This is a genomic window from Kitasatospora sp. NPDC002522, from assembly GCF_053595195.1.
Map to the genome: position 1 here is coordinate 104,112 of NZ_JBSFXE010000009.1, position 12,196 is coordinate 116,307.

Consider the following 12,196-nt stretch of genomic DNA (forward strand, 5'->3'; position numbering starts at 1 on the left):
CCGGCCGTAGCCGCCGGGCGGCATTTCCCCGCGAGGACGGCTTATGAAGGCGTGGCCACACGCAAGCAAGGGGTCAACGGGCAGGTCCGCGTCGAACGTGAGCAGGTAGCGAACGCGGAGTGGCTCACGGTGTTCCAGCTGCCCACTTATGCTCCGGACCCAACCCGACCGATGGCGTCTGGTTGCTGGTCAAGCGTGACATCGGCAAACCTCGCCGCGGCCGACCTCGGCCTGCCCTGGACCTGTGAGGTCCGGGTCGACGGACCCGGAATTGGTCGAAGCTTAAAGCCGCTGGTCAGCTACGGTGGCGGTATGACTGACAGCCTGCCCGAGGATGTAGCCGACGTGCTTGACCTCGTCCTGAACCCGGACGAGCCCGCTCACGTCGCCCTCCGACGGCAGGTGCCCCGACTGAGGGTGCAATCGCGTTGTACGTGCGGGTGCGGCAGTGCCTACTTCGAGCTCGACGCCGACGCGGTGGAGCCCGCGCCGACGGGGCTCGGCACTGTCGTGGCTGCCGACATGCAGCTGTTCACCGAGACCGGCGAGTGCCCTGGTGAGGTCCTGGTCTTCGCGCAAGGCGGCTACCTCTCATGGCTGGAGGTCTGCTCCTGGAGCGATGACATCGAGGTGAATCTCGCTGCGGCACGGCGCTGGCTGCAGCCACCGTCCTGAAGCGGCAGGAACGGTTGTGGATCGCGGACTATCTGGACCACGGGCAGGTGGCCGCGTCCTGGATGGGAGCGTCGAGGTGCCGGCTGTGTTCGCGCTCCAACGGGTCCCGTGATCTCACCGATGGCTACTACCTCTGGCCGGAAGGGCTCGCTCACTACGTCCTCGACCACGGCGTCAGGCTGCCGGCCGAGTTCGTCGACCACGTCGAACAGAGGGCTCGAGATCTGGAGGAGCTGGAGCGGGACAGCTCGTGGTGGCGGCTGAACGCTGTCAGAACGTAGGCGCAGGCATCGGCCCGTTCAGTCGTGGTGTGCGCGCTTGTCATGTGCGAGGAGTTCGCGGCACCGGCGGTTGCGGTAGGTGTCGCTGGCGAGAGTAAGGACGTGGGCGTGGCGAACCAGGCGGTCGATCATCGCGGCGGCCACGACGTCAGCGGAGAACGTCTCTCCCGAGCGCCCGCAGGCCAGGTTCGAGGTGACCGTGAAGAGGCCTACCCGTACAGCCGTGGCCGGACAGGTATCTGAAGGAGTTTCAGGTGTGCGCTCGGCCAGGTGGGTCACGGGTGGGCCGGTGCTGTTTCCGGGCGTTGTCGGTGGGTGATGCCTTGCAGCCGGGGCGGCGATCGGTCGCGCCGCCGACTCGTCGTTCGGAGGGTTTCTGTGTCGCTGCGCTCGCGCCGTTCTCCGCTGACCCGTCGCGGTGGGCACGCGGTCACCGCGCTGCTCGCCGCCGCTGCCGCGCTGGCGCTGGTGCCCGCCGGGCCCGCCGCCGCGCGGTCGCACGGGGACGGCGACCGCGCGCTGCGGGCCCGCCTGCAGGAACTGGTGGACCGGCCGGACGGGCCGCCCGGGGCGATCGCGGTGCTCCGCGACGGTGAGCACCTGCGGGTGTACCGCGCCGGGGTGGCGGAGGTGGGTACCGGGCGGCCGCCGCAGCCGGGCGACCACATGCGGCTGGCGAGCGCCGCGAAGGCGTTCAGCGGCGCGGTCGCACTGCGCCTGGTCGACTGCGGCCTGCTCGGCCTGGACGACACCCTCGCCGACCGGCTGCCCTCGCTGCCCGCCGCCTGGGGCGCGGTGACGCTGCGTCAGCTGCTCAACCACACCAGCGGGCTGCCGGACTACAGCAACTCGCCCGACTTCGTCGAGCTGCTCCTCGCCGACCCGCACCGGGTGTTCGACTCCCGGCACCTGCTCGATTTCGTCGCGGAGAAGCCGCTGGAGTTCGACCCCGGTTCGCGGTACCACTACTCCAACTCCGACAACATCGCCGTCGCCCTGATGGCCGAGGCCGCGACCGGTCAGCGCTACGAGGACCTGCTGGACTCGGAGGTCTACCGGCAACTGGGCCTGACCCGGACCAGCCTGCCGTCCGGCTACCTGCTGCCCACGCCCTACCTGCACGGCTACGCCGTCCGTCCGAACACCGCGCCCGAGGACGTCAGCACCCAGTTCGGCGCCTCCGGCGCCTGGGCGTCCGGCGGCATCGTGTCCACGCCGAAGGACTTCAGCGCCTTCGCGGCCGGGTACGCGGGCGGGCCGCTGATCAGCGACGCCACCCGTGAGCAGCAGCGCGCCTTCGTCGCGGGCAGCTCCGAGCCCGCGGGTCCCGGGGCCAACCGCGCCGGGCTGGCGATCTTCGAGTACACCACCCGCTGCGGTGTGGTGTACGGCCACACGGGCAACACCGCCGGCTACACCCAGTTCGGCGCCGGCACCCCGGACGGCCGCCGCAGTGTCACCGTCTCCCTCACCGCGCAGGTCAACGAGCGGAGCAACCCCGACCTGCTGGCCCACCTGCGCGCCGTCGAGGAGGACTTCGTCTGCGCCCTGCTGGACCAGCCCCCCGCGTGAGCCCCGCGGGCGCGGTCGAACGGCTCGTGGCCGGATCGGGATCTGAGGGTGCTTCAGGAATTGACCATTTTGTGATATAGTGTCAGAAATTGCCGTTAATGTTCGGCGTCATGGCGAACAACGGACAGCCGAGCCGGACGGCTCTCATGGCGGCCGCCGCGCGTGCGGCGCACCTCCTCGTGGACGGCACCCCTTCGATCCTGGTCGACCCGCTGGCCCAGCCGCTGCTGGGGGAGCGGGCCGAGGAACTGCTCGGGTACCACCGGGCGTACGGTGCGCATCCCGTGCTGGCGGGGGCGCGGGCGACGGCCGTCACCCGGAGCCGGTACACCGAGGACCGGCTGGCGGAGGCGGTGGGGCGGGGCGTCGAGCAGTACGTGGTGCTCGGGGCGGGGCTGGACTCCTTCGGGTTCCGGTCACCGTGGGGGGATCGGGTCCGGGTGTTCGAGGTCGACCGGCCCGGGATGCAGGAGTGGAAGCGGGCGGCGCTGGCCGACGCGGGGGTTCAGGTGCCGTCGTCGGTGGGCTTCGTCCCCGTCGACTTCGAGCGGGAAGGCGCCGCGGTCCTGGGGGAGCGCCTGGTGGGGGCGGGCTTCGATCCGGAGCGGCCCGCGCTGGTGAGTTGGCTCGGCGTGACGATGTACCTGAGCCGGGAGGCGGTCGGGCGGACGCTGGCGGCCGTCGGCGGCTTCGCGCCCGGTACCGAGATCGTCGTGGAGCACCTGCTCCCGGAGGGGCAGCGCGACGAGGCCGGGCAGGCCTACGCGGAGCAGGTGATGGCGGCGGCCGCGGAGCAGGGCGAGCCGTGGCGGACCTTCCTCGGGGTCGAGGAGATGGACGGGCTGCTGCGTGCACACCGGCTGCAGCCCGTCGAGTACGTCGGCCAGCGGGAGGCGATCGCGCCCGCGGAGTGGGAACGCGGCGACGCGCTGCGGCCGTTCGAGCTGTCCGTCCTGGCGCGCGCGAGCGTCCCCACCCGGTGACGGGTTGTTAGCGGCGGGGCGTGCGGGCGCTCTGCCGGGCCAGGTCCAGGATGCTGAGGCCGAACATGGTGACGCCGAGCGGGACGTGGACCGACGGGACGTGGGCGATGCCCAGGACGACCTGGACGGACGCGAGGGTGAGGAAGCCGACGGCGTGGGCGATCGGGCGGGGGGAGCCGCCGCCCGGACGCCAGGCGAGGACGGCGGCGAGGACGTAGAGCATGGAGGCGCCGTACATCACGCGGGCGCCGATGCCGTGCAGGAGTTCGCCGTGGGAGGAGGCGAGCAGCACGCCGGCGGTGACGGCCTGGAAGAAGATGGCGAGGGTCTGCAGCGCGACCGACGTGCGCAGGAAGGTCGCGGCGCGGTCCGAGGTGCGGTACGAGGTGGTGGTCTGGGTGGTCACGGTGCAGTCCCCTTGTCCGCCCGGAGGCAGGTGATCGATAAGGTCTCACCCGTTCGACGACGTAGCCCCGCGAAGTGCAAGGCGGGGCCGGAGGGGGAGCGGTGTCGGGGAGCGGGACGGTCGGCGCGGGGCCGGGGGAACGGCGTCAACTGGTCAACGTGGCCTACCGGTTGCTGGGGTCGGTGACCGAGGCGGAGGATGCCGTGCAGGAGGCCTACACCCGGTGGTTCGCGCAGCCGGCGGGCAAGCGGGAGGCCGTCGCGTCGCCCGGCGCGTGGCTGACGACCGTGACCGGGCGGATCTGCCTGGACGTGCTCGGCTCGGCGCGGGTCCGGCGCGAGCGGTACGTGGGGGAGTGGCTGCCGGAGCCGGTGCCCGACCGCGGGGAGTGGGCCGGACGGCTCCCCGCGGCTGACCCGGCCGACCAGATCACCCTGGACGAGTCGGTGACGATGGCGTTCCTGGTGGTGCTGGAGACGATGACGCCCGCCGAGCGGGTGGCGTTCGTGCTGCACGACGTGTTCCGGTACTCGTTCCCCGAGATCTCCACCATCGTGGGCCGGACGCCGGGCGCCTGCCGGGAGCTGGCCAGCTCCGGCCGCCGCCGGGTGCGGGCCGCGAAGTCGGCTGCGGGGCAAGGGACTTCGGCGGCCGGGCAAGGGACTTCGACGGTCGGGCAGGCCGAGGTGGTGCGGCACGTCAAGGAGGCGTGGGAGGCCAGGAACATCGCGGCGCTGGTCGGCGTGCTGGACCCGGACGCGGTGATGACGGCGGACGGCGGCGGCCTGGTCGGCACCGTGCTGCGGCCGGTCGAGGGCGGCGCCCGGATCGCGCAGTACATGATCGCGATCGCCGACAAGGCACCCGGGCTGCGCCTGCTGGAGTGCACGGTGGCCGGTGCGCCCGGACTGGTGGCCCAACTCGGCGGCGTGACCGCCACGGTGGCCGCCTTCGCCACCGCGGGCGGCCGGGCGACCCGGATCTGGGTGGTCCGCAACCCCGAGAAGCTGCGGCTCTGGACGCCGGCCGACTAGCGGGGTGAGGGCGGCGGCCCGGCCGGGGGATGTCGGTGGCGGCTGCGAGGGTGGCCGGTATGGACGACGAGGAGCTGCTGAGGGGCCGGGTCTACGGCGCGGACCACGACGATCCGGGGCCGCGGCCGGGCCGGACCTACCGCGAGCTGTGCGGTGGACCGTTGGACGGGCTGCTGCTGGACGTCACCGGCTGGACCACCGAGCTGCTCGTCGGCGGCACCGCGCTCTCCACCGAACTCGGCCGCTTCGGCGCCGGCGGGCGCTCCCGCTACCGGCCCCGGCCCGGGAACCCGCTGCGGTGGGACTGGACCGGCGACACCCGGTAGGAGGGCGGGGGAGGGGACCGGGGAAACGGAGGCAAAGACTCCTCGAGCGAAGCGGCGTCGACTGACAAAGGGTCAGCGGGGCGGGGTAAAAGGCTGGTTCGGATTCCTGCGGACTTCTTGTTGGGCATGAGCATGCCCGGATAGCGTCGAACGCCAGTCCCGAGGTTCCACGGACCCGCCCGGCCCGGCGGCGGCCCCAGATCCCCGCCGTCGAGCCTGCCCCGCCGCGCGCCCGGACACCCATCCGCCCGCGCGGCTCGGCGTGCACCGCTTCCGGTCACCCCAGCCACAGGAGGCAATCCCCCATGCGCACTTCCGTCGCCGCAACCCGCCGCACGGCCCTCGCCGTCGCGGGGGCCGCCGCCCTCGCTCTGTCCGCCTTCGCCACCGCAGGACCGGCGGGCGCGGCCGCCGGGCCGGAGGTCCACTCCAAGGACGGCACGTCCTGGGTCAAGGCGTGCGACACGCTCGCCAAGGGCGACACCATGGCCTGTCACGCGCTGCGTGTGACCAGCACGGTGGAGACCGTCCAGCCGCTCGGAGTCACCCCGAACGCGACCCCGTCCGGCTACGGTCCGGCCGACCTGCGCAGCGCGTACAAGCTGGCCGCGAACGGCGGCGCGGGGATGACCATCGCGATCGTGGACGCCTACAACGACCCGAACGCCGAGTCGGACATGGCCACCTACCGCGCCCAGTACGGCCTGCCCGCCTGCACCAAGGCCAGCGGCTGCTTCAAGCAGGTCAACCAGACCGGCGGCAGCTCGCTCCCGGCGAACAACACCGGCTGGGCGGGCGAGATCTCGCTCGACCTCGACATGGTCTCCGCGATCGCCCCCAACGCGAAGATCATCCTGGTGGAGGCCAGCAGCGCCACCATGGCCAACCTCGGCACCTCCGTGAACACCGCGGTCAACCTCGGGGCCAAGTTCGTCTCCAACAGCTACGGCGGCTCCGAGTCCTCCGCCGACACCTCCTACGACAGCTCCTACTTCAACCACCCGGGCGTCGCCATCACCGTCTCCTCCGGCGACTCCGCCTACGGCGCCCAGTACCCGGCGGCCTCCCGGTACGTGACCGCGGTCGGCGGCACCGCGCTGAAGAAGGACTCCAGCACCCGCGGCTGGTCGGAGAGCGTCTGGCTCACCAACTCCACCGAGGGCACCGGCTCCGGCTGCTCCAAGTACGACGCCAAGCCGAGCTGGCAGAAGGACACCGGCTGCAGCAAGCGCACCATCGCCGACGTCTCCGCGGTCGCCGACCCGGCCACCGGCGTCGCCGTCTACCAGACCTACGGCGGCAGCGGCTGGGCCGTCTACGGCGGCACCAGCGCCTCCGCCCCGATCATCGCGGGCGTCTACGCCCTGGCCGGCACCCCGAGCAGCGGCTCCAGCCCGGCCTCGTTCCCCTACGCCCACACCACGTCGCTGTTCGACGTGACCACCGGCTCCAACGGCTCCTGCTCCCCGGCCTACCTGTGCAAGGCCGGCGCCGGCTACGACGGCCCCACCGGCCTCGGCACCCCGAACGGCACCACCGCGTTCAAGGGCTGACGATCCGGCACACGCTGAGAGGCCGCCACCCGCAGTGTGCGGGTGGCGGCCTCGGCCGTGCGGCCGCAACAGGTACGGCACGGCTACGGGTGCAGCGCGGCTACAGGTACGGCGCCGCTTCGAGTTCCGCGGAGCGGCGGGCCGCGCGGACCGGGACCCGCCAGGTCCAGAAGGCGAGCGGCAGCGCGGCGAGGAGGGTGAGCAGGGCGTTCGCCGGCCAGTCGTTGCCGAGGCCGCCTGGCGGGTACACGTAGTCGTGCGAGCCCGCGTCCCGCGCGCGGACCTGGAAGCCGGCCGGGTACAGCGAGTCGTCGCCGCGCAGGGCCAGGTCGGTGCGTACCACGCGGCCGTCGTCCGAGACGAAGTCCCCGTGGACGTGGCAGGCGCCCTTGGCGCAGTACTCAGGCTCCGCGGTCCAGACGCCCGGACGGCCCGCACCGAGGTGGGCCTCGAGGTCCGGCACCGTGGAGCCCAGCAGCGTCGCGGACAGCAGGAGCCAGCCGAACAGGCCGAATCCGTACCGCCAAAGGCCCAGCAGGAAACGCGGGTCGGCGGCGGTGGGCGACGCGTCGTCGCGGTCGGTCTGCCGGTTCTGCTCCGCCCGGGCGATCGCCGGCGGCACCGCCTCCGCGAACCGGATGCCCGGCTCGGCGAGACCCGCGATCCGCTCCAGCTCGGCCCGGTCCGGGAGCCAGCCGCGGACGGCGTGCCGGACGTACCCGGCAGCCGCGCCGCGGGCGAACGGCTCCGGCGCCGCCACGGCGTCGTTCCGGACGATCTCCAGGCAGGGCACCGGGACGGCGTCCTCGAACTGCTCGACCACCCGGATCTCCTCGATCCGGCTCCACTGGACGGTCAGGCGCCGCGGCCGCAGCAGGGACCCCGGGGCGATCAGCACCAGACCCGGCCCGGTGGCGTCGGCCCGCAGCGCGGGATGGATCCGCAGCGCCAGGTGGAGCGTCCAGGTGGCGAAAGCCGCGGCCGGCACGTCGAAGACCGCCTGCACCCAGAACGGCAGCGGCGCGAAGGCCGGGGTCAGGCAGGCCACGGTACCGACGATCGCCCCGGGAAGGTGCGGGCTCGGGCGGTACCACTCCCGGTACGACAACGACGACATGACGACTCCGAACCATGGCGACACACGCCCTCGTACGGCTGTGTGATGCCGTGGGCGGGCCTCATTCAGGCACTGCGTGATCGCCCGGTCAAGTGCCCTGGTCACGGGCCCTGCGGCCGGTCGGCGCGTACGGGGCCCGGGGAGTGTGACGGCGGGTCAGGCTTCGGGTGGTCGGTCGGCCTTGGCCGCCGGCTCGGGGCCAGTCGTCGGGCTGACGGCGTTTCGGGTCGGAAAACCCGTCGCCGCAGGTGGGAGTCGGTGGCTACGCTCCCGCGCATGGACCTGGACGAAGCGCTGAAGCCGGTGCGCCGCCTGCTGATCGAGGACGGCGCGGACGGCGTGCGGGATGCCGCGGTGGCGGTGTCGGCGGCCCGGGCCGCGCTGGTCGGCGGGGCGGACGCGCCGACCCTGTGGGAGCTCGCGGTGCTGCCCGAGTGGGACCACCTGGAGGCGCGGCGCCTGCTCGCCGCGGTGGCCGAGGAGTTGGGCCCGGCCCTGCGACTGCCCGTCAGTTCGCAGGAGTGCGAGTGGGCGCAGGCCCGGTACGCGTTGGAGGACCTGCTGGCGGGTCGGCTGAGCCCCGAGGGCGCGGCGTGGCGGATCCACTGCCTGCTGATCGCCTACGACCCGGGCTCCCCGCTGTGGCCGATCGGCGCGTTCGTGCACCACGCGGAGGAGCGGCAGTACGTCTCGGACGCGCGGTACGCGGAGCTGGTGGCCGAGCTGCACGAGCTGGCGCGCGGGGTGCTGGCGGAGCCGGCCGATCCGGCCGATCTGGCTGACCGCGGCTGACGGGCCGGACGTCCGGTGTCCCGGGAGGTCCGGCCCGCCGTGCTGATCGAGGGTCAGTGGAAGTGGTGCAGGTTCTCGCCGAGGAAGGCCTCCAAGGTGCGAGGGGCGCGCCCGGTGAGGCGGAGGAAGGCGTCGTCCGGCGTCTCCGGGCGGGCCACCGCCAACTGCTGGATCTCCACCACGTGGCCCGCCAGCCAGTCCGGCATCCCGGCCTGGCCCACCAGGTGGGCGTGCAGCTCGGCCGGTCCGAGGTCCAGGTAGCGGATCGGTCGGCCGATCAACTCGCCCAGCAGCGCGGTGAGTTCCGGGTAGCTGAAGGCCCGTCCGCCGGTGAGCGCGTACGTACCGCCGGCCAGCTCCGGCAGGGTGAGGACCGCGGCCCCCGCATCCCCGATGTCGCGGACGTCCACGTAGTTGCACCGCGCCCCGCCCATCGCGCCGTGCACCAGCCCGGCGGCCGCGATGCCGGGTGCCAGGAGCAGCAGCTTCTGCATGAACGCGTACGGTCGCAGCACGGTGGCGGTGATGCCGGTCGAGCGCAGCCGTTCCTCGATCAGGTGGTGCCCGCGGGAGACCGCGACGGGCGAGTCCGGCTCGGCGGCGGGCGCCGAGACCTTGACGATGTGCTGCACGCCGCAGTCGACCGCCGCCTCGATCGCGTTCAGCTCGTACCGGACCTGGTGCGGCCCGTTGGCCATGGTGAGGAACACCTGCTGCGCCCCGTGGAAGGCCGCCCGCAGGGACTCCGGATCGGCGGCATCGGCCGGGACGGTCGCGGTCTGACGGAGCGTCTGCGAGTCGAGCGCGGCCGCCAGCCGGGCCGGCTCGCGGCTCAGGGCGCGGGTCGGCACGCCCAGGGCGGCGAGGCTGCGCAGGGTGGCACCGCCGGTGGCGCCGCCGGCGCCCATGATGACGATCACGATGTATGCCTTTCGGAACGGGGTTCGGGAACGAGTTGGGGGCGCGATGTGGGGAGGGGTTCGGGGCGGGGGCGGGATGGGATCGGCGACGGGGTTCGACGTGGGATCAGGGGCGGGAGTCGGGGCTGAACTCGCGGCGGAACTCGGGCCGGAACTCGGGTGCGGGCTCGGGTCGGAACCCGGGGTGGGATGCGGGGTGGGATGCGGGTGCGGTGGGGTGCCGGTGGTCCGGCTTGCGGCTGCCGCGCCAGCGCCAGGTGGTGATGGTGGCTGCGAGGGTCGAGGAGATCGGCAGGTCGATCGGGAGTCGGCGTGGCCACGGGCTGTGGGCGAGGTGCGGGAGGTGCGGTAGCCAGCGGGCGGCGGCGAGTCCGACGGCGAGGGCGAGTGCTGCGGCGAGCAGGCCGAGCACGGCGGCGGCGAGCGCGCGCGGAGTGCGGGGGGCCCGGGCGCGGACGGGGCGGCGCTGCAGCGTGGCGCCGAGTGCGGCGGCCACCAGGGCGGAGGTGCCGCCGATGGTGGTGAACGCCGCGATCACCAACTCCGGCTGCCGGGTGATGAATCCGCCGACACCAGCCGACACGGCGGGCATGGCGTAGGCGACCAGTACCTCGCGCCACAGGACGAAGGGCGGGGGAGCGCCGGGGGCTTTCTTGGCCATGGGTCTTCCTCTCTGGCAATGTGAATATGCTTAGGTAGCTAACTATGTGGGCGTAAGGAAGGCGGGCCGTGCAGCGGCCCGCCTGGCTGGGTCAGTCCCGGGTGAGTGCGTCGATGCCCGCCACCACGCGGGCCAGGAGGTCGAGGAAGGTGGCGCGTTCCTCCTGGGTGAGTCCGCTGACCAGGCCCTGCATCCGGTCGAAGTGCTCCGGCGCCAGGTCGCGCAGCTTGTCGGCGCCGCGTGCGGTGAGGATCACCACGTTGCCGCGCCCGTCCTCGGTGGACGGCCGCCGGGCCACCAGGCCCTCGCGTTCCAAGCCGTCGACCAGGCCGGTCACGGTCGCGCGGGAGACGCCGAGGCTCTGCGCGAGCTGCGAGGGTGACTTCTCGCCGCCGTGGTCCTCCAGGTCGGACAGCAGTCGGTAACGGCCGGTCGAGAGGCCGAAGCGACCGAAGTGCACCTCGCCGGCCTGACCGATCCGGGCGCCGGCCGCCATCAGCCGCGCCGCGACCAGCACCGCCTGCGGATCGGCCGTGAGGCCGTAGCGGGCGATCTGGCGGCGGGCCTGGTCGAGCGTGGGCGCGCCGGATCCGATCTCGGGAGGCTGGGTCACGAGAACTAATATGGCACCTAATCAGATTCCCGGTCAAGCCGGGCCGGTGGACCCGGACGCACCGGACGGTGCAGTCGGCCAGCCGCCGGAATGTCCTCAACTGGCGTTCGGGATAAGATAGTTCGTGCCCAGCGCGGCCTCGTCGGAGCTCTGCCTGCCCGCTTTCCTCGCCACCCTGAGCGGCCAGGCCGAGTTGCTGTGCCGCCCGGGGCCGAGCCATGGAGGCCGCGCAGGTCGAAGCGGAGGTCGCCCGGTGGGGCTCGCGCTGAGCCGGGTCACGGCTGCGGGGAGGTGCTCCCCGAGGCGGTGAACACCCGGACTGCGGCCGAGGCGACCGACTCGACCAGGGCGACGCCCTCGTCCTGGGTGGTCGAGCCGTCGCTGAGCACCGACACCAGCAGGTCCCGGCCGTCGTACTGGACGCGGCCGATGCTGTTGACCACCCAGAGGCCGGTGCTGGTCCGGGGCAGCCAGCCGTTCTTCAGTTCGACCGCGCCGCCCTGGTCCGCCGCCGAGACGCCCCAGCCCTGGCCGTCCACGACCCGGCCCATCAACTGCCCGAGGTAACCGCGGGAGGCCGCGTCCAGCGGCGAGTCGTCGGTGAACACCGCCCGCAGCAGCCGCACCTGGTCGGCGGCGGTGGTCGACGTCAGGCCCCAGTAGCCGTCCGTGCCGGCGACCGTCGCGGTCAGACCGAACGTGGCGTTCGCCTGGTCCAGCCCGGTCGCGCCGCCCGCCGCCTGGAACAGGGCCGTCGCGGCGTCGTTGTCGCTCTGCTCGATCATCAGCGCGGCGGCGGACCTCTGATCGTCCGTCAGCTCGCCGCCGGTCTGCAGGAGCAGCGCGGCCAGGATGTCGACCTTGACGATCGACGCGGTGACGAAGCTGTCCGTCCCGTAGGTCGCCTCCGCGCCGGACGCGGGGTCGGCGACGGTGACGGCGAAGTGGCCGCCGGGGGCGTCGACCGCGTCCGCGAGCGCCTCGGCGGTGCCAGCGGCCGTGGTGGTGGGCGGGGCTGTTTCGGCCGCGGCCGTGGCTGCACTGCTCGGTGAGGGTGAGGGTGGGGACACGGCCGCGGCGGCGGTGCTGACCGGGGTGCCGGTCGCGGGGTGGTTGAAGACCAGCCACGACCCGAGTGCCGAGAACGCCACCACCACTGCCACCGCCCGCCAGAGTCGCCTCGTCCGCCGCCGCCTGCGCGCGGCTGCCCGTGACCTCGATGGTGCCATCATGGCGACGATGCTCGGACGCGCACCTTGGTCG

At 73.1% G+C, this 12,196-nt stretch carries 14 protein-coding genes and 1 pseudogene; 8 read left to right on the top strand and 7 right to left on the bottom strand.

What is annotated here, in order from left to right; genetic code table 11:
* Positions 1 to 108: 108 nt before the first annotated feature.
* Positions 109 to 231 (top strand): annotated as a pseudogene (locus ACWD4U_RS10090) (IS630 family transposase); the annotation flags it as partial.
* 458 nt (positions 232 to 689) lie between these two features.
* On the top strand, positions 690 to 956 hold the full coding sequence (locus ACWD4U_RS10095) for a hypothetical protein (protein WP_363450501.1): 267 nt from the start codon (positions 690 to 692) through the stop codon (positions 954 to 956).
* An 18-nt stretch (positions 957 to 974) separates the two neighbouring features.
* On the opposite strand, the gene ACWD4U_RS10100 is transcribed toward ACWD4U_RS10095, so the two are convergent.
* The gene (locus ACWD4U_RS10100; protein WP_363450498.1) at positions 975 to 1,235 is read right to left on the bottom strand and encodes an ATP-binding protein; all 261 of its coding nucleotides are present in this window, start codon (positions 1,233 to 1,235) and stop codon (positions 975 to 977) included.
* 99 nt (positions 1,236 to 1,334) lie between these two features.
* On the opposite strand from ACWD4U_RS10100, the gene ACWD4U_RS10105 reads away from it, so the two are divergent.
* On the top strand, positions 1,335 to 2,528 hold the full coding sequence (locus tag ACWD4U_RS10105) for a serine hydrolase domain-containing protein (protein ID WP_363450496.1): 1,194 nt from the start codon (positions 1,335 to 1,337) through the stop codon (positions 2,526 to 2,528).
* 110 nt (positions 2,529 to 2,638) lie between these two features.
* Positions 2,639 to 3,511, top strand: coding sequence for a class I SAM-dependent methyltransferase (locus tag ACWD4U_RS10110; protein WP_363450494.1), 873 nt, complete (start codon positions 2,639 to 2,641; stop codon positions 3,509 to 3,511).
* A gap of 7 nt (positions 3,512 to 3,518) precedes the next feature.
* Here ACWD4U_RS10110 and ACWD4U_RS10115 read toward each other — a convergent pair whose 3' ends face one another.
* Positions 3,519 to 3,917 (bottom strand): hypothetical protein, encoded by a 399-nt coding sequence (locus tag ACWD4U_RS10115; protein ID WP_363450492.1) that lies wholly within the window; start codon positions 3,915 to 3,917, stop codon positions 3,519 to 3,521.
* Positions 3,918 to 4,018: 101 nt separating this feature from the next.
* On the opposite strand from ACWD4U_RS10115, the gene ACWD4U_RS10120 reads away from it, so the two are divergent.
* The 3 genes from ACWD4U_RS10120 to ACWD4U_RS10130 all read left to right on the top strand — a co-directional run bounded on the left by ACWD4U_RS10120 (position 4,019) and on the right by ACWD4U_RS10130 (position 6,830).
* On the top strand, positions 4,019 to 4,951 hold the full coding sequence (locus tag ACWD4U_RS10120; RefSeq protein WP_363450490.1) for a sigma-70 family RNA polymerase sigma factor: 933 nt from the start codon (positions 4,019 to 4,021) through the stop codon (positions 4,949 to 4,951).
* 59 nt (positions 4,952 to 5,010) lie between these two features.
* Positions 5,011 to 5,277 (top strand): hypothetical protein, encoded by a 267-nt coding sequence (locus ACWD4U_RS10125; protein ID WP_363450488.1) that lies wholly within the window; start codon positions 5,011 to 5,013, stop codon positions 5,275 to 5,277.
* Between the two features lie 305 nt (positions 5,278 to 5,582).
* A complete protein-coding gene (locus ACWD4U_RS10130; protein WP_363450486.1) occupies positions 5,583 to 6,830 on the top strand; it encodes a S53 family peptidase in 1,248 nt (415 codons plus the stop codon).
* Positions 6,831 to 6,930: 100 nt separating this feature from the next.
* On the opposite strand, the gene ACWD4U_RS10135 is transcribed toward ACWD4U_RS10130, so the two are convergent.
* Positions 6,931 to 7,947, bottom strand: a complete 1,017-nt coding sequence (locus ACWD4U_RS10135; RefSeq protein WP_363450484.1) for a hypothetical protein — start codon at positions 7,945 to 7,947, stop codon at positions 6,931 to 6,933.
* A gap of 276 nt (positions 7,948 to 8,223) precedes the next feature.
* Here ACWD4U_RS10135 and ACWD4U_RS10140 point away from each other — a divergent pair, with 276 nt between their 5' ends.
* Entirely contained in the window at positions 8,224 to 8,739 is a 516-nt protein-coding gene (locus ACWD4U_RS10140) for a hypothetical protein (RefSeq protein ID WP_363450482.1), read from the top strand.
* Positions 8,740 to 8,792: 53 nt separating this feature from the next.
* Here ACWD4U_RS10140 and ACWD4U_RS10145 read toward each other — a convergent pair whose 3' ends face one another.
* The 4 genes from ACWD4U_RS10145 to ACWD4U_RS10160 all read right to left on the bottom strand — a co-directional run bounded on the left by ACWD4U_RS10145 (position 8,793) and on the right by ACWD4U_RS10160 (position 12,096).
* Positions 8,793 to 9,659 carry an NmrA family NAD(P)-binding protein gene (locus ACWD4U_RS10145; protein WP_363450480.1) on the bottom strand — a complete coding sequence of 289 codons (867 nt, stop codon included), beginning with the start codon at positions 9,657 to 9,659 and terminating at the stop codon, positions 8,793 to 8,795.
* A gap of 106 nt (positions 9,660 to 9,765) precedes the next feature.
* Positions 9,766 to 10,320, bottom strand: a complete 555-nt coding sequence (locus ACWD4U_RS10150) for a hypothetical protein (RefSeq protein WP_363450478.1) — start codon at positions 10,318 to 10,320, stop codon at positions 9,766 to 9,768.
* 91 nt (positions 10,321 to 10,411) lie between these two features.
* On the bottom strand, positions 10,412 to 10,933 hold the full coding sequence (locus ACWD4U_RS10155) for a MarR family winged helix-turn-helix transcriptional regulator (protein WP_363450476.1): 522 nt from the start codon (positions 10,931 to 10,933) through the stop codon (positions 10,412 to 10,414).
* A 275-nt stretch (positions 10,934 to 11,208) separates the two neighbouring features.
* Positions 11,209 to 12,096: a serine hydrolase gene (locus ACWD4U_RS10160; RefSeq protein WP_363450474.1), complete on the bottom strand. Its 888-nt coding sequence runs from the start codon at positions 12,094 to 12,096 to the stop codon at positions 11,209 to 11,211.
* Positions 12,097 to 12,196 lie beyond the last annotated feature (100 nt).